Raw genomic sequence first — 17,800 nt, 5'->3', positions numbered from 1 at the left:
ATGCCCGCCGCTATCGTAGCAAGGCCAATCATGAAGACCATGAACGCCTCAAAACCATTGCCGCCGTTACCAACTCTGTCCATTGAAACTCCCCAGCACATGACAATCAGCCGGGCCTTCAACGTACTTAGCGCCAGAAGGTTGCGCCGACCCGACGACGTTCAGCCCGTGAGGATCTAGCCGCCCGGCGGGCTGTTGTTCAGGGCGCCGCCGGGCCGACCCATGGGGCACTTGAGGGAGAACCCACACAGGCGCCTGAGTCATATCAAAACTCGCCGAAGCGCACCCTCATGCGAACGAAGGATCGTGATCTTACGTGCGTAAACGTTCTCTCGTCGGCCTGTTTGCCCACGACTTCCCCCTCGCGCGGCAAATGGCCCGGCGACAAGCTTAGCTTCGGGGGGAAGTGGCGTTGAGCCGCCGGGCCCAGGTGATCCGGGTCCAAAATGGGGTGGCAACCCGGACAGCGTTAACCATGGACCTCTCGGCCGCCGATGGCAATTGCATAGACGATTATGCTTCACGAGTGCCGTGCCGCCGGCCGCGACGACCGGAACTTGCAATTCACCAACCACGCCATGACGCCAGAGCAGTGGAAGGGCTGGACGCCTTGTCCGTAACTATTTGTCGGGCCGTCTCTTCGGAATGGGCGCCGTCGATGGCAACTCTGACATGCCGCTCTGACCCTGGGGGTTCGGCGTCTGTGGGCGATCGAAAAGCAGCGGCATGACGTAGCCAGTGACTAAGGCGATTGTCGCGATGAGGAGGTTGACCATGACGCGCCGCTGTCGCTTTGATTTGCGCTGAACGAGCGGCTCCTCAGGGACAGGCGGCAACTCGATAGCAGGCGGCCACTCGATCCGGCCAGGCCGTGACCAAGGACCCGTCCTTGTTTCGTCCGTTGCAGGCGGATCGGGATACTTCCGATCCAGCGCGGCCTGCTTTCGACGGGTTTCCTCATCAAATTGGTATTTGCGGGCACCACGCCAGTTTGCCTGGAAATCGTCCTTTGCCATCGCTGAGCTTTAAGCATCAGCCTCCCGGCGGCGGTGGTGGAGGAAGCGCTGAAACTTGGGAAGCCGCGCTACTGGATGAACCGGCGGGGCCGGGTCCCTGCTTGTATTTCTGAACCACTGCGGCCGACCTAGCGCCATCGCCTTTGATCCTGGTGTCGTCCGAGGCGGGGTTGTACGGGTTGACCGTCTGTAGAATCTGGTTCTGGTTGTTAAGTTGCGGTCTTGGCGAACGTCATCGCCGACAAGATGGAGCACCTTCATGGCGACCTCTACCGCGTCGAGGTGAACCAGGATGTTGGCTTCGTCCTGATAAGGGTGGACAACGCTTCACGGCGGAGGATGCTAGGACAATGATGAATTTCCAAGGAGGAACGACAGAAATGGCGGGGGCAGCAAAAAGGAAAAGGTTGAGAGACATGACCTTCAACGACCACGCCGACCAGTACCGGGGTCAGCGAGCGTCAAGTCTTCTCAAGAAGGCGACCGGGCGGCTTCTCGACCTGGCGCAAGAAAGCGGGCGCGAAGACATGGTGGAGTTGGTATTGCTTCTGACGGACCATCTCGCCCGACATCCAGGCGACGTTCGCGCCATGCGGCCGAAACTCGTGGAAATTCTCGCGAGCGACGATTTCCAAGAAAGTTTCGTTCAGCTTCTTGAGCAGGACCAAAGGGCAAAGGTCCAAGCCCGTGATATTCTGCGCAAGGCTGCTTACCCGAAGGGGTAAGATGTCGATCGCCTTGTCGTCGATGAGAAAGGCCCGGCGGCTTCGGCTCCCGGGCCTATTTTTTCAGCATCATGGGCTCGCCAAGAGCAAGCCAAGTTACCTCGCCAGTGGCTGTGCGGACCAGATACCACGTTTGGGCAGTCTGTCGGTCAACCATCACGGTTGTCGGCTGCGACTGGCCAGGATTCATATAGGCGGCGATCGCACCCTCTGAGACTTGGTATCGAGGCTCGCTATTCGAACAACCCGCCAGGCCAGCGGCTAGTCCGACGAGACCCATCACCTTGATCATTTCTGCCCCCGCTTTTGTGTTCCGGCTACCCGCACGGCTACCCACGTCGGTTTTTCCAGGGTAGCCAGTACGTTTGTAGAAAAGGAATATTCCTAGCGATTTCAACGTGGTGCGGACGACGGGAATCGAACCCGTACGATCAGAGATCGAGGGATTTTAAGTCCCTTGCGTCTACCAATTCCGCCACGTCCGCAGGCGTGCCCTTTTCAGATGCCTGATATGAGCCGTCAAGCGATGTTTCCGATCGTCCGCAGTTTGCGCGCGCGGCCATCACGTAGATTAATATTAGTGATATTTAAAATTCCAAGCTCTCGAAATCGATCTCATTAGCGTTTGTCTGCGAGCACGGGCGGGCCTTTACGGTGGAACCATGCATAGGCAGGCTGGATCAGAGGGCAGCGGGAAGCGAGGCGCGGCAGTTGCGCAGCGAGATCGATGGGCTCGAGCGAGGTCTGATCGAAGCCGCCAACTCGAAGGCAAAATGGAACCTGCATGAGGTCGCGCACACGCTGCGCTGGCGAAAGGGCCCGGCTGCGAAGGCTGGAGGAGTGCCTCGACGCCATGCCCGAAGGAAAGAGGGCTTCGGACCGATTCTGACCGGCCGGTCGCAAGTGTTTCAGTCAAGCCTGTCCGCCACATCCGCCACGGCGGGGCAGGGCAGTTGGAAAGTGGCGCGATCACGGAATTACGGTCTGTTGAAGGATCGTTAGGTTTCGCGACGCGGCGGATCGATCCGTCGAGGCCGGCGTCCATCAGGCCCCTACCCATTCCCCCGCCCCCTGCGGGCGCCGGCCATCTGAATTTCCGAGAGATGATGCGCGAGAGATCTTCCGGATCATCCGACGCTGCAAGCCTCAGAATTTATAGCTGAAATTCACGCCTAGCGTCTGCAGCTTCACGTCCTGGTCACGCTCGGTGAAGGTGTCCGAAGCGTCGAAATGCTCCTTGCCGAAATCGTAGTAGCGGTATTGTGCGCCGACGACGACATTGTTGGTCAAGGCATAGTCGACGCCGGCGCCGAGGGTCCAGCCGGTGCTGGTGCGGGCTTGGGCAAAGGCGGTGCCTGCCGCCTGCGAGGTCTCGATGCCGGCAAAAGCGACGCCGCCGATGCCATAAATCAGCACGCGGTCCATGGCGTAGCCGGCCTTGGCATTGATCGATCCAAACCACTTGACGTCGGTGCCGAACGTGTTTGCGGGGCCTGCGGTGCCGTCGATCGAGGCGTAGTTGAGATCGGCCTCGGCGCCGATCACGGCCTGGTCGAACTGCCAGAGCCCCGCAACATGGCCGCCGACGAAACCGCCGTCGATGTCGGGCTTCACCGACCCGCCATCGACGGTGATATCGGACCGTCCCCAACCATAACCGGCCTGCATGCCGGCATAGTAGCCGGTCCAGTCGAAACCGGGCGCGGTCATCGGCAGATCAGTACCTAGATCCGCCGCCCAGGCAGAGCCGGACAGCAGGGCAAGAAGACCGGCACTGGCGAGCGTCAGTCGACGCATCGGGCGCTCCGAAATGGCGGTTTCGAAAGACTCCTGTGCGCAAACTAGCGCCATTCATCGCCAAACGGAATTGTATCTCTGCAACAGTGGTTTACGACCTGACACTCTGGCTCCGGGCGCCGACATTTGCCAAACTGGCCCACGCAGAGGACTCAGCCAATGACGAACACCAAGCCGACCAGCGCCGCAAAACCGAAGCCGTGGACCGAAGTGGCGACACATCTGGTCGATGTCGCGATGGGCCGAAAGCCCGCGGATCTGGTCATCCGCAATGGCCGCTGGGTGAATGTCCATTCGGGCGAGATCATCCCCGGCACCGATATCGCTGTTGCCGCCGGCCGCTTCGCCTATTGCGGGCCGAATGCCGACCATGCCGTCGGGCAGGGGACCGAGGTCGTCGATGCCGGCGGGCGCTATCTGGTGCCCGGCCTTTGCGACGCGCACATGCATGTCGAGAGCGGCATGGTGACGGTGACGGAGTTCTGCCGCGCGGTCATCCCGCATGGCACGACCTCGATGTTCATCGATCCGCACGAGATCGCCAATGTGCTTGGATTGCCGGGCGTACGCCTGATGCATGACGAGGCGGTCGCGATGCCGATCAACGTGCATGTGCAGATGCCGTCCTGCGTGCCCTCGGCGCCGGGGCTCGAACACGCCGGCGCCGAACTGACGGTTGCCGACGTGGCCGACGCGATGAGCTGGGAAAACATCATCGGGCTGGGCGAAGTGATGAATTTCCCGGGTGTCGCCGCCAACGATCCGGTCATGTCGGGCGAGATCGCCGAAACGGTCAGGGCCGGCAAAACGGTCGGCGGGCATTATGCGTCGCCCGATCTCGGCCTGCCGTTCCATGGTTATGCCGCCGGCGGGGCGGAGGACGACCATGAGGGCACGCGCGCGGAGGATGCGATCGCGCGGGTGCGTCAGGGCATGAAGGCGATGCTGAGGCTGGGATCGGCCTGGTACGACGTCGCGGCGCAGATCAAGGCGGTGACCGAAAGCGGCATCGACCCGCGCAACTTCGTCCTGTGCACCGATGACAGCCATTCCGGCACGCTGGTGCATGAAGGCCATATGGATCGCGTGGTGCGGCACGCCATCAGCCAGGGGCTGAAGCCAATAACGGCGATCCAGATGGCGACGCTCAACACCGCGCAGCATTTCAGGCTGGAGCGCGAGATCGGCTCGATCGCGCCCGGACGGTTGGCCGATCTCCTGATCGTTTCGGACCTTGCCCAGATGACCATAGACGAGGTCTATGGCCGCGGCGTCCGGCTGGCCAAGGCCGGCAAGCTCGAGATCGACATCGCGGCCTATGATTATCCGCAATCCGCAAAGAACACCGTCAAGCTGGGCAAGAGGATTGCCGCGAAGGACTTCGACATTCTTGCGCCTCAGGGCGCCAACGAGGTGCGGGCACGGGTGATCGGCGTGATCGAGAACCAGGCGCCGACGCGGGCCCTCGAGGCCGATCTCGCCGTCGAGGACGGGTTGGTCGCCATGGATCGGCGCAACGACATCTGCCAGATCGCCCTAGTCGAGCGCCATCGCGGCACGGGCGGGGTCACCAACGCCTTCGTTTCCGGTTTCGGCTATGTGGAGGATTGCGCGATGGCGTCCAGCGTCGCGCATGACGCGCACCACATCATCGTCGTCGGCACCAACAAGGAAGACATGGCCTTGGCCGTCAACCGATTGAGCGAGGTGGGCGGCGGCGTCGTTCTTTATTCCAAGGGCAAGGAGTTGGCGCTGGTCGAGATGCCGATCGCAGGGCTGATGTCCGACGAACGCGCCGAGATCGTCGCGGCGAAGGCCGAGCAACTGACCGAGGCCATGCGCAAGGTCGGCTGCTCACTCAACAACGCCTATATGCAGCACTCGCTGCTGGCGCTGGTGGTCATTCCGGAACTCAGGATATCGGATGTCGGTCTTGTCGACGTGACGACGTTCCAGAAGGTCGATCTTTTTATCTGAGGCGTTCGCCAGCTATCCACCAGTCGCGATGGTCAACACCTTGAACGGCGTGGTGATGACGACCTCGGCGACCGAGCCGACTGCCTTGCCGAGCCCCTGGCCGATATCGTTGAGCTGCGCCGGGTCGGGCTCGTCCGAGGCAAGTCCGGCCGGCGTGCGCAGCCGGTTGCCCAGCAGTTGCACCAGAATCGGGTTATCGGCGAATTTGGCATGGTTCAGGCGGTCGCCGCCCTTGGTCTGGGTCAGGTCGACGACCGTCACGCCGTAATTGGCGAGATCTGCGGCGTTGCCGTAATCGCCGACGCGCGGCTTGTCGCCGGAAATGAAGCTCGACAGCTTGAGCGCCCGATCGTCGCCCGAAAGCAAGATGGCGAAGGGCTTGTCGGGCTTGCCGTAGCGGATCATCTGCTTCTTGAAGACATCGACGTCGATGTCGGGCGAGGCGAGGATGACGTAGCCGAGCTTGCCGCCGAGATCGCGGTCGCCGGTGATGGCGAGCTGGCGCAAAGCTTCCATCGTCAGCCAGGTGCCCATCGAATGGGCGATGATGTCGATGCTCTTGACGTGCGTCTTGGCGAGCATCCGCAGCGTCGCCTCGAGGTCGTCGCGCGCGGCGGTCGAGCTGTCCTTGTCGTAGATGTAGCCGGTCGCCTTGGCGCTCGATGCCCATGAGAACAGCACCGGCGTTCCGGGATATTTGGTGTCATGCGCTATCTGCGTGATGCGGTAGATGCCGTCATCGAAACCGTTGTTGAAGCCGTGAACGAACACCAAAGCGCGGTCGCCGCGCATGGAAATGTCGGCGCCGACTGCTTTGGCGAATTGCTGCGCGTCGCCATAGTGCACGACATCGGTGGCGGTGAACTGCTTGGCCGGGTTGGAGTCGGCTGACCCCTTGGCGCGCTCGATCGCGCCGACCTGATGGATCTTCGGCACGGTGACGTCGACACGGGCGTAGCTGGTGGTCAGCGAACGGTCGCCGTCGAACACCTGGCGCGGATCCTTGGTTGCCGGCTGGCGGGTCGTGGCGACGAAGATCTCGTGCCTGGCGGCAATGTCGGAGGCAGGCGCCGTGACCGCCTTGCGGTTGAGCAGATCGTGCGTGGGACCGGCGCAGCCGGCGAGGGCGAGCGCGAAGGCAAGGCCGACGACGATCTTCACATGCACGGTCACCCGGGGTCCCCCAAGGGTGGCAAACCTCTCCTGTCCTTCCGATAAAGCCAGAGGGCTGCCGGGTCCAGTTCAAATTCAAGGCGACGTGCAAACCGCGCGGATAGGGTTACTGCGCAGCCAACTGGCGGATGCGGTCAGTTACGTCGCGGTCGCTGGCGAAGCCGTCGTCCTCGCGAAGCCGCTGTCCGATCATCTGCACCATCATCGGATTATCGGCGAATTTGGTGTGGTTGAAGCTGTCATTGCCCTTGATCTTGGAAAGGTCGACGACCGTGACGCCGTAGGAGGCGAGGTCGGCAGCGTCGCGATAGTCGCCGACGCGCGGCCGCGAGCCGGCGATCAGGCCGGAGAGCCGCAAGGCCCGGTCGTCGTCCGACAGGAGCAGGATGAAGGGCTTGTCCGGCTTGCCGTAGCGGCGCATCTGGCTCTTGAAGACGTCGACATCAATGTCTGGCGAGGCGAGCACCACATCGCCGAGCTTGCCGCCGAGATCGCGGTCGCCGGTGATGGCGAGCTGGCGCAGGGTTTCCATCGTCACCCAGGTTCCCATCGAATGGGCGACGATGTCGATGCGTCGGGCGCCGGTCTGCGCGAGCATCCTGAGCGTCACTTCCAGCTGGTCGCGGGCGGCTGCGGCACTCTCCTTGTCATAGACATAGTCGGTGGTCTTGGCGCCGGAAGCCCAGGAGAACAGCACCGGCGTGCCCGGATAGCCGGAATCATGGACGATCTGGGTCAGCCGGTAAACGGCATCGTCGAAGCCGGTATTGTAGCCATGGACGAAGACCATCACACGTCCGCCGCGCGCGTCGATGTCGGCGTTGAGGGCGCTGGCGAATTTCGGCTGCGTGTCGTAGCCGACGACTTCCGAGGCCATGAAATACTTCGTCGGGTCATTCGACTTGCCGCGTGAACGGCGCTCGATCTGGCCGGTCTGATGAATGGGGGGAACGGTGACGTTGACGCGGGCGTAGTTGAGCGTCGCGGAGCGTTCGCCGTCGAAGACCTTGTTCGGGTCGTCGGACCGCTTCCGCGTGGTGGCGATGAAGATCGAATGGTTGCCGGCGATCTCGGTCGCCTGCGTCGGCACGACGACGCTGCCCAGGATTTCTTGCGTCTGGTGGCCTGCGCAGCCCGCCATCAGCAGGCCAAGGGCGATAATCAGAATTGTCTTCAACCGCACGTCGACACTTCCACTGCAATTCCACCGCGGCCACAATTGGCCGTCCACCTCCGCGAAAATCTCCCCCACAGGCGAAGTGCGGCCAAAGTAAGTCGTGTCCAGCGAAAATCGTTCGACGATGGGCGACAGCCATCATGGTGTTGCGCGCAAGCCAAAAGGGCGGCAGGAAGGTTTGCTGGCACGAGCGATGGCTGTCCTGGCGTGTGCCGCCGAGATCCAATGAGGGACTTCTGTGAACAGCTTCTCTTCTCGCGTTGCCGCGGCCGCCGAAGCGATCCGCGGCATCTTTCCGGAAACGCCGCTGCAGGAGAATGACTATCTGTCGAAGAAGACCGGCGCCCGCGTGCTTTTGAAGCGCGAGGATCTGACGCCGGTGCGTTCCTACAAGATCAGGGGCGCCTTCAACTTCTTCCGCAAGGCGCTCGCCGCAGGCAACAATGCCGAGCTGTTCGTCTGCGCCTCCGCTGGCAACCACGCGCAGGGCTTCGCCTTCGTCTGCCGCCATTTCGGCCAGAAGGGCGTCGTGTTCATGCCGGTGACGACGCCGCAGCAGAAGATCGACAAGACGCGGCTGTTCGGCGGCGATTTCGTCGAGATCAGGCTGGTCGGCGACTTTTTCGACGATTGCTACCGCGCCGCCTTCGAATTCACCGAGAGCACCGGAGCGCATATGGTGCCGCCCTTCGATCACAAGGACATCATCGAGGGCCAGGCGACGGTCGCCTACGAGATCGCGGCGCAGATGCCGGGAGGGCGCGTGCCCGACATCGTCATGCTGCCGGTGGGCGGCGGCGGCCTTGCCGCCGGCGTCACGCACTATTTCGACGAACAGCACCGCGACCCGCGTTTCGTGTTCTGCGAGCCGGCTGGCGCGCCGAGCCTCGCTGAGAGCCTTGCCAGCGGCAAGCGCGTCAAGCTCACCAAGGTCGATAATTTCGTCGACGGCGCCGCTGTGGCCGAGATCGGCCGCGAGCCGCTGCGCCATCTCAAGGACTTCACCGCCGACACCGTGCGGCTGGTTCCGGAAAACCGCCTCTGCGCCACCATGATCGAAATGCTCAATGTCGAGGGCGTCGTGCTGGAGCCGGCCGGCGCGCTGGCGATCGACGCGCTCAAGGATTTTTCGCGCAAGGAGATCAGGGGCAAGACCATCGTCGCCGTCGTCTCGGGCGGCAATTTCGACTTCGAGCGGCTGCCGGACGTGAAGGAGCGGGCGCTGCGCTTCGAGGGGCTGAAGAAATACTTCATCATCCGCTTTCCGCAGCGGCCCGGCGCGTTGCGCGATTTCCTCGAAATGCTCGGCCCCGACGACGACATCGCCCGCTTCGAATATCTGAAGAAGTCGGCGCGCAATTTCGGCTCGGTGCTGATCGGCATCGAGACCAAGGACCGGCGCAATTTCGACCTGCTGAAGGCCAATTTCGACGCCGAGGGCGTGCAATATCAGGACATCACCGACAACGAGACGCTGGCGGGATTCATCATATGAGCGCGAAACAAAGCACGGTTTTCGTGGCGCTGTTTTCCGGCATCAATGTCGGCGGCAACCGCATCGTCAAAATGGCGGAGCTCAAGGCCTTCTTCGAAGGCCTCGGCTTCAGCGATGTCGCGACCTATGTGCAAAGCGGCAATGTCGTGTTCCGGGCGAAGACGGAGGACGCGGCGGCGCTGACCAAGGAACTCGAGACAGCCTTCGAGAAGAAATGGGGCTTCAACTCGCGCATCATGGTACGCGATGCCGGCTGGTTCGAGCGGCTGGTGAAGAACAATCCCTATCCCGAGGTCGCCGGCGAGCCGACCAAGCTGCATGCCTACACGCTGGAGCGCGAGCCGACCGCCGAGGAGACGAAGCGGCTGGCCGACAAATGCACCGGGCCCGAGCGTTTCGAGATCAAGGGCGACGTGCTTTATCTTCACGCGCCCGACGGGCTCGGCAAATCGGTGTTCGCCAACCTCATTCCGCGCACGCTCAAGGTGCCGGGCACGGCGCGCAACTGGCGCAGCGTGCTGGCGCTGCTCGACATGGCCGGCAAGGCCGGCGGCTGATGGCTACCGCAACTTTAAGCGGCCTTCTGCCAGTCGAAGCTCAATTCCTCGCGGAAGGCGAAGCGCTTGATGTGGTCGGCGACCACGCTTTCCAGCCGCTCCAGCGAAGCTCCATCGTCGGCGGCTAACGCAATGTGCAGCGCCTGGTCGTCGGCATCCATCACGGTGCGGCCGATCGAGAGCTGGATGGCGCCGTGCTGCGGGTCAAACTCGACCGGGAATTTGTGCGACCAGTGCTTGCAGAGCTGCTGCAGATAGCGGCTTGCGTGCTCGGTGGCGACATCGGCGCGGCTTGTCGGCATGAAATTCTCCTGGCGGATGAAGAAACGCCAGCCTGGATAAGGCTGGCGCCATGGCGGATAGATAGGCAGCATCTGGCGAAACGCCAGCGGCGGCCGGTCAAATCGGCGTTGGAGCGCCGGCTTACCAGACGCCTGTGTTCGGCATCGAGGCCCAGGGTTCGGCCTTCGCCTTCGCGGGACCTTTCTGCAGCAGCTCGATCGAGATGCCGTCCGGCGAGCGGATGAAGGCCATGTTCCCGTCGCGCGGCGGACGATTGATGGTCACGCCATTGTCCATCAGCTTCTGGCAGGTGGCGTAGATGTCGTCGACCTCATAGGCGAGGTGGCCGAAATTGCGGCCGCCCTTATAGTCCTCCGGGTCCCAATTGTAGGTCAGCTCGATCAGCGGCGCCTTCTCATTGATGCCGCTCTGCTCGTCTTCGGGCGCGGCGAGGAAGATCAGCGTGTAGCGGCCCTGCTCGTTTTCGTAACGCCGCACCTCCTTCAGGCCGAGCTTGTTGCAGTAGAAATCGAGCGACTGGTCGATGTCGGCGACGCGGACCATTGTGTGCAGATAGCGCATGGCGGCTTCCTCGGGTGTTGGGGTTGCCTGGCAACATAGGGGCCGCCCGGCGAAAGGGCAATCGTCCGACAATTGCGGCGGCAGGGCTGATTTAGGGCTTCGCCGCTCGTCTTTGGGAAGCGCCGGCAAACAACATTTCAACCTTTCCGGTACTGAACGGTGAAAAAAGGCACGTCAGCCCTTGCACACCCCCGGAAGCCGCAGTGTTAATCTCTTGGCAAGAATCAGTTGCGGTTCAGTTTGAAAAAGGGGGCATTCTTATGGGGGAAAAAGCCTCTTTTACGAGGCGGGACGGAAGCCTTGACGACGCCTTGAAGCGGGACAATGGCGGCGACCCCGCCGAGCTTGTCGAAATCGCCGGCGCTATCAAATGGTTCGACGTGGCCAAGGGCTACGGCTTCATTCTTCCGGACGACGGCGTCTCGGGTGATATCCTCCTCCATGTGACTTGTCTTCGAAGGGATGGCTTCCAGACGGCGCTCGAGGGCGCGCGGGTCGTCTGCCTCGTGAAACAGGGCGAGCGCGGGCTGCAGGCTTTCCGCGTCCTGTCCATGGATGCTTCGACGGCTGTCCACCCGGCCGAGCAGGAACAGCGCACCCATGTTACCGTGAGCCCCGAGAGCGGCCTCGAGCGGGCCTTGGTCAAGTGGTTCAACCGCACCAAGGGTTTCGGCTTCCTGACGCGGGGCGAGGGGACGGAAGACATTTTCGTCCATATGGAGACGCTGCGGCGCTATGGCATAACCGAGCTCCGGCCCGGGCAGGTCGTACTCGTCCGCTTCGGACGCGGGGACAAAGGCCTCATGGCCGCCGAAATCCACCCCGATATGGGTACCTTGTCGGTCTCGCATTAAGGGCCTCTCGACGCCATCGAACAGCCCCGGCGCCGCGGACTGACCGTCTTTGTCCGAAACCCGGTTCCACTTCACCGGATCATGGGTTAGGACGAGGGTCTGGACGAGGTATCCCATGGCTCACCGCAATTGGTTGACTGCGGGCGCGCTCTGCGCCGCGATCGTTTTCGCCGCCTGTTTCATCGCCGCCAAGCCGAGTTCGGCGGATGCGATGCTGCTGCCCATCGACCGGACGCCGCTTGTGGTGTCGACCGGTTCGGGCGAACGTTCCTTCTCCATCGAGATTGCCGACACCTCTGCGGAGCGGGAGGCAGGCCTGATGTTTCGCCGGACGATGGCCGACGATCACGGCATGTTGTTTGTCTTCGAAAGAACCGCCGAGGTGGATTTCTGGATGAAGAACACGCCGATGGCGCTCGACCTGATCTTCATCGGGCAGGACGGCAGGATCAAAGCCATCAGACGCGGCGAGCCCGAATCCGAAGCGATCATCTCGCCCGGACAGCCCGTGCGCTTCGTGCTTGAACTGAAAGCAGGCACGGCCGCCAAGGACGGCATTAAGGAAGGCGATCTCTTGCGCCATCCGGCCATCAGCGCCGGTTCGAACTGAAAGCAGTTCCGCCGATGGATTTCTTTTCGCATGACGGTTTCGAGCTTGCCTATCTCGATCGCCAGCCGGCCTCCGGGCAGGGCGACCCCGTGCTGATGATCCACGGCTTTGCCTCCAGCCACTATGTCAACTGGGTCTCGCCGGGCTGGTTCAAGACGCTGAACGATGCCGGCTACCGGGCCGTTGCCTTCGACCATCGCGGTCATGGCTCGTCATCGAAGAGCTATGACGAGGCCGATTACACACCGGAAAAGATGGCGTCTGACGCGGCCGCGCTGCTCGATCATCTCGGCATCAAGCGCGCGCATGTGATAGGCTATTCCATGGGCGCGCGCGTTTCGGCTTTCCTGGCGCTCTCCAATCCGGAGAAGGTCGCCACGCTGGTTTTCGGCGGCCTCGGCATCGGCATGGTCGACGGCGTCGGCGATTGGGATCCGATCGCGGCGGCGCTGCTGGCGGAAGATCCGTCCCAGACCACGCATCCGCGCGGCCGTTCCTTCCGCGCCTTCGCCGATCAGACGCGCAGCGACCGTCGCGCGCTCGCGGCCTGCATCGCAAAGTCGCGCGAGTTGCTCAGTGAGGACGACATGGCCCGCATCGCCCAGCCGACGCTGATCGCCGTCGGCACCAAGGACGATATCGGCGGCTCGCCGGACGAGCTTGCCGCCCTGATGCCCAATGCCAGGGCCTTCCACATCGAGGGACGCGATCATATGCTCGCCGTCGGCGACAAGAGCTTCAAGCAGCGCGTGCTCGAGTTCTACGCCGAAAATCCGCTATGAGAGCGCGCGGCGCGCGCGCTCTAGCTGTGCGCTCGCCTGTCGGCGAGGGATCTCGCCATGACGCATAGCAGCTCGAACATCATCGTCGCGCCGGCCAGCGCCGTCATGCCGCCGACGTCAAAGGGAGGCGCGACCTCGACGACATCGGCGCCGGCGAAATTCAATCCGCCCAGCAATCGGACCATCTCCTGCGCCTCGCGCGTGGTGAAGCCGCCGAGCTCCGGCGTGCCGGTGCCGGGGGCCATGGACGGATCGATGCAGTCGATGTCGAACGTCACATAGGTCGGGCTGCCGCCGACGAGATCGCGCGCTTCCTGCATGACGGAAGCGGCGCCGCGCCGGACGAACTCTTCCATATAGATGATGCGTATGCCCTGGGACGTTGCCCAGTCGTGCTCGCCCGGTTCGTAGATCGAGCCTCTGATCCCGATCTGGACCACACGCTTGGGGTCGAGCAGCCCTTCCTCGATCGCGCGACGGAAAGGCGTTCCGTGAGTGTAGGGATTGTCGCCGAAGTAGCGATCGTTGGTGTCGGAATGCGCGTCGAAGTGGATCATGCCAACAGGTGCCTTGCCGGCCACCGCGCGCAGCACCGGCAGCGTCGTCAGGTGGTCGCCGCCGGCGACCAGCGGGACGGCGCCTTCGGCGACGATCGCGGCAATGCCCTCCTCGATGCGCTTCAACCCGTCGAGCAGGTTGATGGGATTGACCGAGACGTGCCGACATCGGCGACATTGGCGATGCTGAACGGTTCGGTCCCCGAAACGTGGTGGACGCGGCGCATCAGGCTCGACTGGTTCCTGATCTCGCGCGGACCGTGGCGGGCGCCGGCCCGGTTGGTCGTGCCGCCATCCCAGGGAATGCCGACAAGGGCGATGTCCAGCCCGTTCGCGCTCGGCACGGCTGGCAGCCGCATGAAGGTGGAAAGCCCGGCAAATCGCGGCACCTGCGCGGCGTCGACGGGTTGGTGGAAGCTGTTTTCCATGCTGACGGCCATCCCAGAGCGGTTCACATTCGATAGTGATCGCAGGGTCCCGGATTTGGGCATAGAGGCAAAGCCCGGCGGGAGTATGGGCCTATCAGGGCAGGTCTTGCAGGGCTTGCAGTGAACGGCCGAGGTTCTTTCTGGCCTGCGCCTCGAGCCGATCCCGGAACAATTGCGTGTTGAAAATATGCGGCCGGGCGAGGAAATTCTTGAGGACGGCGGCTCGGCCCGCGCGCCACATCGGTTCCTCCACCCAGCCATATTCGAGCCGCACCGCCTTCTCATAGGCATCGAACACCGCCGGTTCTGCGCCGAGGATTGCCAGATCCATGTCGAGCAAAAAAGCAGCATCCTTGAGCGCGTCCTCGTCGCGGAAAGCCGGCAGCTGGTGCGTGGCGGTGGCGTTGATCATCGCCGCTATGCGGGCGAGGCGATGAGGGCTGGCGCGCCCGGCGAGCCTTTTTTCGGCCAGTTCGGCGCTTTTTGCCTCATTGTCCTTGGCGCGGCTGTCATAGATGGCGTCGTGGAACCAGATCGCCGCCTCGACGGCCTCGGGGTCATGAAGAAGGCGCCGGTATTCGGTTGCGAGCGCCAGCATCGCATCGATATGGGCCAGGCCGTGATAGTGGCGATCCGCAGCCCGATAGAGCGCCGCAAGCTCGCTTTTCAGCGCTTCGTCGATCAAGGGTTCGTTTTCCATCGTCGCTTGAATTTGCGTGAACCAGGTCCATTTGACAAAGCACTAAGGAAAATTGAGTTCAACCGTGCTATGATCTGGCCTATATGTGCCGCCGGAGAATGAGCAAGGCCGGAGAGCGTCGATGAACAGCGTTACGATTGCCCGCCCCAGCATGGTGCAGCCGGTCGACCCGATCTGGCGGTCGATCCGCGACGAGGCGATGGAGGCGGTGAACCGCGATCCGCTGCTTGCGGCCTTCCTCTATTCGACCATCCTCAACCAGGAGAGCCTGGAAGAAGCGGTGATCCACCGGCTTGCCGAGCGCCTGGCGCATCAGGATATCGGTTCCGATCTCATCCGCCAGACCTTCAAGGCGATGCTTGACGACGATCCGGAGTGGAGTTCGACCGTTCGCGTCGACATCCAGGCCTATTACGATCGCGACCCGGCCTGCGACCGTTTCATCATGCCGGTCCTCTATTTCAAGGGTTTTCACGCCATTCAGACGCACCGGCTGGCGCATTGGCTGTGGAACCAGGGGCGCCGGGACTTCGCGCTCTACCTGCAGAGCCGCTCGTCCTCGGTGTTCCAGACCGACATCAATCCGGCCGCCCGCATCGGCAAGGGCATCTTCCTCGACCATGCCACGGGCCTGGTCGTCGGCCAGACGGCCGTCATCGAGGATGATGTCTCGATCCTGCATGGGGTGACGCTGGGCGGCACCGGCAAGGCCAGTGGCGACCGGCACCCGAAGATCCGCCGCGGCGTGCTGATCGGCGCCGGCGCCAAGATCCTCGGCAATATCGAGATCGGCCATTGCTCCAAGATTGCGGCTGGCTCGGTCGTGCTGTCGCCCGTGCCGCACAACAAGACGGTCGCCGGCGTGCCCGCGCGCGTCGTCGGCGAGACCGGCTGCGACCAGCCCTCGCGGCAGATGGACCAGCTCCTGCCGTCTCAGAGCATGGACCACGTGGTCAGCTTCGACATCTGACTTCCGCCGTCATCGGGACACGCCGAAATCCGGCGGCCGGGCCCGGCCGCTTTTGCCCTATGCAATTGTGCCCGCTTGCCTTTACATGGCCATCGTTGGCGTGTCAGAAGCGCGTTCCAACGAACGACGCCGACATTTCGGAGAAGACTTTTGAAGCCTGACGAGATCAGAAAGCTGGACGCCTATTTCAAGCGCGTCTTCCAGAATCCCAAGCTGCAGGTGAAGGCTCGCCCGCGCAAGGAGGACTCGGCCGAAGTCTATGTCGGCGACGAGTTCCTCGGCATCGTCTTCAAGGACGAGGACGATGGCGACTATAATTTCTCGATGGCGATCCTCGACGTCGATCTGGCCTGATCAGGCCCGTTCCGGCCGGAGCGTGCGCATATCGCCGCCCGGCCGTGCAGGCGACTATCGCCTAAAGCGCGTCGCGATCTTTCAGGTTCGCTCCATGCGCTTTAGGTTTTTATTTTACGCATGTCTTTATCCCGAAACCGGGTCCCACTTTCGGGAGACATGCTTTAATCCTGGCAATGCCGCGGAATATGCACCCGCCGCCAGCTTGTCGAACCTTCCCGCACCACCACCCGGCGCGCCACCGTTCCGTATGAAGGCGGGATGTCCCGGATGCGGACCTGTTGCGGACGCACCAGCACTTCGTGGGCAACCGCTTCAAACTCGGCCGGCTGAACGACGCGCCGGACGCTCTCCGGCTGGATCACGACCGTCTCGGCGACACGCGCATAGCGAGCCTTGCGCCATACCTTGCACAGCACCTTGCGGCCATGGATGATGCGCCATTCCCAGGCATAGCCGCCGTCGTCGACCTTGACGGTGTGGTAGACCGTGCGCGTCACCGCCGGCACGGTCTCATAGGTGACGCGCGGCGGCGCGATCTGGTCCACGCTTTGATAGGTGCCGTAGATCGGCGCATCGTAATCGACCACCTGCCCGCCCGGGCTCAGCATCACATCCTCGTAGACGGTGTCGTAAAGTGCCGGCCTATGGATCGGCTCATAGCATTCGAGCGCGCGACCGCCTGCGGCGGTTTCACAGACGCTGGCAAGCATCGCGACGGCCGCCAGCGATGCGGAGCTTTTGCGGATCATGACATTCCCCCGTTGAAAAAGGGCGCCTTCACAACGCAGGACTGTAGCGGAAGGTCCGGGGCCGGACAGCGATTTCGAAGCTTTTCGTTAAGCGGCGCGGTTAAGGAATTGCTACCTAGCCATGGCTTCGGTTCGGCCAACCGGACCGAGCCTGTCTCTTAGGCCTATTCGCCTGGGCTTCGCCGGTCGTTGCAACGCTTGATTCGACTTAACCAGATGGCTAGGAGAGGCGGCCTTGCGCTAGGGTGAGCCGGCATCCTATTTAGGTCGTAACCGATCCAGAACGATTCCGCGCGATTGCTGATGGTACCAAGGTGCCGGAATCCATCTCCAACAAGGGTAGTCCATGAAGAACCCCGTTGAAACCTACATGAACCTCGTTCCGATGGTGGTCGAGCAGACCAATCGCGGCGAGCGCGCCTATGACATTTTCTCGCGCCTCCTGAAGGAACGCATCATCTTCATCACCGGTCCGGTCGAGGACGGGATGGCGACGCTGGTTTGTGCACAGCTTTTGTTCCTCGAGGCGGAGAACCCGAAGAAGGAAATCAATCTCTATATCAATTCGCCGGGCGGCGTCGTCACCTCGGGCATGGCGATCTACGACACCATGCAGTTCATCAAGCCGGCGGTGTCGACGCTCTGCATCGGCCAGGCTGCCTCGATGGGTTCGCTGCTCCTGACCGCCGGCCACAAGGATATGCGTTTCGCCACGCCGAACGCCCGGATCATGGTCCACCAGCCGTCCGGCGGCTTCCAGGGTCAGGCTTCGGACATCGAACGTCATGCCCAGGACATCATCAAGCTGAAGCGCCGCCTGAACGAGGTCTATGTCAAGCATACCGGCAAGAGCTATGACGAGATCGAAAGGACGCTGGATCGCGACCACTTCATGACCGCGGACGAGGCCAGGGACTTTGGTCTGATCGACAAGGTCATCTCAAGCCGCGAGGCGGCCGAGGCAGCCACGGTTTCAGCCTGATATCAACAGCAAATGGCAGCATAACGCGGT

19 protein-coding genes, 1 tRNA gene and 1 pseudogene are annotated in these 17,800 nt (G+C 62.5%); 11 read left to right on the top strand and 10 right to left on the bottom strand.

Annotated features, from left to right (window positions below; translation table 11 throughout):
• Window positions 1-620: 620 nt before the first annotated feature.
• Complete coding sequence (locus ACVMIM_RS23465) at window positions 621-1,016, bottom strand: hypothetical protein (RefSeq protein ID WP_476114833.1); 396 nt, start codon at window positions 1,014-1,016, stop codon at window positions 621-623.
• Window positions 1,017-1,366: 350 nt separating this feature from the next.
• On the opposite strand from ACVMIM_RS23465, the gene ACVMIM_RS23460 reads away from it, so the two are divergent.
• Window positions 1,367-1,741: a hypothetical protein gene (locus ACVMIM_RS23460; RefSeq protein WP_476114832.1), complete on the top strand. Its 375-nt coding sequence runs from the start codon at window positions 1,367-1,369 to the stop codon at window positions 1,739-1,741.
• 399 nt (window positions 1,742-2,140) lie between these two features.
• On the opposite strand, the gene ACVMIM_RS23455 is transcribed toward ACVMIM_RS23460, so the two are convergent.
• A tRNA-Leu gene (locus ACVMIM_RS23455) sits at window positions 2,141-2,226 on the bottom strand.
• A 226-nt stretch (window positions 2,227-2,452) separates the two neighbouring features.
• On the opposite strand from ACVMIM_RS23455, the gene ACVMIM_RS23450 reads away from it, so the two are divergent.
• Complete coding sequence (locus ACVMIM_RS23450; RefSeq protein WP_476114831.1) at window positions 2,453-2,743, top strand: hypothetical protein; 291 nt, start codon at window positions 2,453-2,455, stop codon at window positions 2,741-2,743.
• 144 nt (window positions 2,744-2,887) lie between these two features.
• On the opposite strand, the gene ACVMIM_RS23445 is transcribed toward ACVMIM_RS23450, so the two are convergent.
• Window positions 2,888-3,538, bottom strand: a complete 651-nt coding sequence (locus ACVMIM_RS23445) for an outer membrane protein (RefSeq protein WP_476114830.1) — start codon at window positions 3,536-3,538, stop codon at window positions 2,888-2,890.
• A 159-nt stretch (window positions 3,539-3,697) separates the two neighbouring features.
• Here ACVMIM_RS23445 and ade point away from each other — a divergent pair, with 159 nt between their 5' ends.
• Entirely contained in the window at window positions 3,698-5,515 is a 1,818-nt protein-coding gene (gene ade / locus ACVMIM_RS23440) for an adenine deaminase (RefSeq protein WP_476114829.1), read from the top strand.
• A 12-nt stretch (window positions 5,516-5,527) separates the two neighbouring features.
• Here ade and ACVMIM_RS23435 read toward each other — a convergent pair whose 3' ends face one another.
• Both ACVMIM_RS23435 and ACVMIM_RS23430 read right to left on the bottom strand, forming a co-directional pair.
• Window positions 5,528-6,688 (bottom strand): alpha/beta hydrolase, encoded by a 1,161-nt coding sequence (locus tag ACVMIM_RS23435; protein ID WP_476114828.1) that lies wholly within the window; start codon window positions 6,686-6,688, stop codon window positions 5,528-5,530.
• Between the two features lie 106 nt (window positions 6,689-6,794).
• Window positions 6,795-7,829: an alpha/beta hydrolase gene (locus tag ACVMIM_RS23430; RefSeq protein ID WP_278049042.1), complete on the bottom strand. Its 1,035-nt coding sequence runs from the start codon at window positions 7,827-7,829 to the stop codon at window positions 6,795-6,797.
• A gap of 274 nt (window positions 7,830-8,103) precedes the next feature.
• Here ACVMIM_RS23430 and ilvA point away from each other — a divergent pair, with 274 nt between their 5' ends.
• Complete coding sequence (gene ilvA, locus ACVMIM_RS23425; protein ID WP_476114826.1) at window positions 8,104-9,360, top strand: threonine ammonia-lyase IlvA; 1,257 nt, start codon at window positions 8,104-8,106, stop codon at window positions 9,358-9,360.
• Window positions 9,357-9,917 (top strand): DUF1697 domain-containing protein, encoded by a 561-nt coding sequence (locus tag ACVMIM_RS23420; protein ID WP_476114825.1) that lies wholly within the window; start codon window positions 9,357-9,359, stop codon window positions 9,915-9,917. The genes ilvA and ACVMIM_RS23420 overlap by 4 nt, the downstream gene beginning before the upstream one ends.
• A gap of 14 nt (window positions 9,918-9,931) precedes the next feature.
• Here ACVMIM_RS23420 and ACVMIM_RS23415 read toward each other — a convergent pair whose 3' ends face one another.
• A complete protein-coding gene (locus ACVMIM_RS23415) occupies window positions 9,932-10,219 on the bottom strand; it encodes a DUF2218 domain-containing protein (RefSeq protein WP_476117339.1) in 288 nt (95 codons plus the stop codon).
• 121 nt (window positions 10,220-10,340) lie between these two features.
• The gene (gloA, locus tag ACVMIM_RS23410; RefSeq protein WP_040995499.1) at window positions 10,341-10,781 is read right to left on the bottom strand and encodes a lactoylglutathione lyase; all 441 of its coding nucleotides are present in this window, start codon (window positions 10,779-10,781) and stop codon (window positions 10,341-10,343) included.
• A gap of 260 nt (window positions 10,782-11,041) precedes the next feature.
• On the opposite strand from gloA, the gene ACVMIM_RS23405 reads away from it, so the two are divergent.
• From ACVMIM_RS23405 to ACVMIM_RS23395, 3 genes are all read left to right on the top strand, one after another.
• On the top strand, window positions 11,042-11,635 hold the full coding sequence (locus tag ACVMIM_RS23405) for a cold-shock protein (protein WP_040995498.1): 594 nt from the start codon (window positions 11,042-11,044) through the stop codon (window positions 11,633-11,635).
• A 115-nt stretch (window positions 11,636-11,750) separates the two neighbouring features.
• Window positions 11,751-12,245 carry a DUF192 domain-containing protein gene (locus ACVMIM_RS23400; protein WP_476114824.1) on the top strand — a complete coding sequence of 165 codons (495 nt, stop codon included), beginning with the start codon at window positions 11,751-11,753 and terminating at the stop codon, window positions 12,243-12,245.
• A 14-nt stretch (window positions 12,246-12,259) separates the two neighbouring features.
• A complete protein-coding gene (locus ACVMIM_RS23395; RefSeq protein WP_476114822.1) occupies window positions 12,260-13,027 on the top strand; it encodes an alpha/beta fold hydrolase in 768 nt (255 codons plus the stop codon).
• Between the two features lie 20 nt (window positions 13,028-13,047).
• Here ACVMIM_RS23395 and speB read toward each other — a convergent pair.
• Window positions 13,048-13,943 (bottom strand): annotated as a pseudogene (gene speB / locus ACVMIM_RS23390) (agmatinase).
• Window positions 13,944-14,106: 163 nt separating this feature from the next.
• Window positions 14,107-14,712: an HD domain-containing protein gene (locus ACVMIM_RS23385; RefSeq protein ID WP_476114821.1), complete on the bottom strand. Its 606-nt coding sequence runs from the start codon at window positions 14,710-14,712 to the stop codon at window positions 14,107-14,109.
• 121 nt (window positions 14,713-14,833) lie between these two features.
• On the opposite strand from ACVMIM_RS23385, the gene cysE reads away from it, so the two are divergent.
• The gene (gene cysE / locus ACVMIM_RS23380) at window positions 14,834-15,682 is read left to right on the top strand and encodes a serine O-acetyltransferase (RefSeq protein ID WP_040995494.1); all 849 of its coding nucleotides are present in this window, start codon (window positions 14,834-14,836) and stop codon (window positions 15,680-15,682) included.
• A gap of 150 nt (window positions 15,683-15,832) precedes the next feature.
• Window positions 15,833-16,036: a DUF3126 family protein gene (locus tag ACVMIM_RS23375; protein ID WP_040969488.1), complete on the top strand. Its 204-nt coding sequence runs from the start codon at window positions 15,833-15,835 to the stop codon at window positions 16,034-16,036.
• A 164-nt stretch (window positions 16,037-16,200) separates the two neighbouring features.
• On the opposite strand, the gene ACVMIM_RS23370 is transcribed toward ACVMIM_RS23375, so the two are convergent.
• Window positions 16,201-16,788 carry a hypothetical protein gene (locus ACVMIM_RS23370; protein ID WP_476114819.1) on the bottom strand — a complete coding sequence of 196 codons (588 nt, stop codon included), beginning with the start codon at window positions 16,786-16,788 and terminating at the stop codon, window positions 16,201-16,203.
• 346 nt (window positions 16,789-17,134) lie between these two features.
• On the opposite strand from ACVMIM_RS23370, the gene ACVMIM_RS23365 reads away from it, so the two are divergent.
• Complete coding sequence (locus tag ACVMIM_RS23365; RefSeq protein ID WP_040995492.1) at window positions 17,135-17,770, top strand: ATP-dependent Clp protease proteolytic subunit; 636 nt, start codon at window positions 17,135-17,137, stop codon at window positions 17,768-17,770.
• The last annotated feature ends 30 nt before the right edge of the window (window positions 17,771-17,800 follow it).

The sequence above is a fragment of the Mesorhizobium sp. USDA 4413 genome (genome assembly GCF_056280365.1).
The sequence above is the reverse complement of the archived record's forward strand: the minus strand, read 5'-3'. Positions and strand labels throughout refer to the sequence as shown.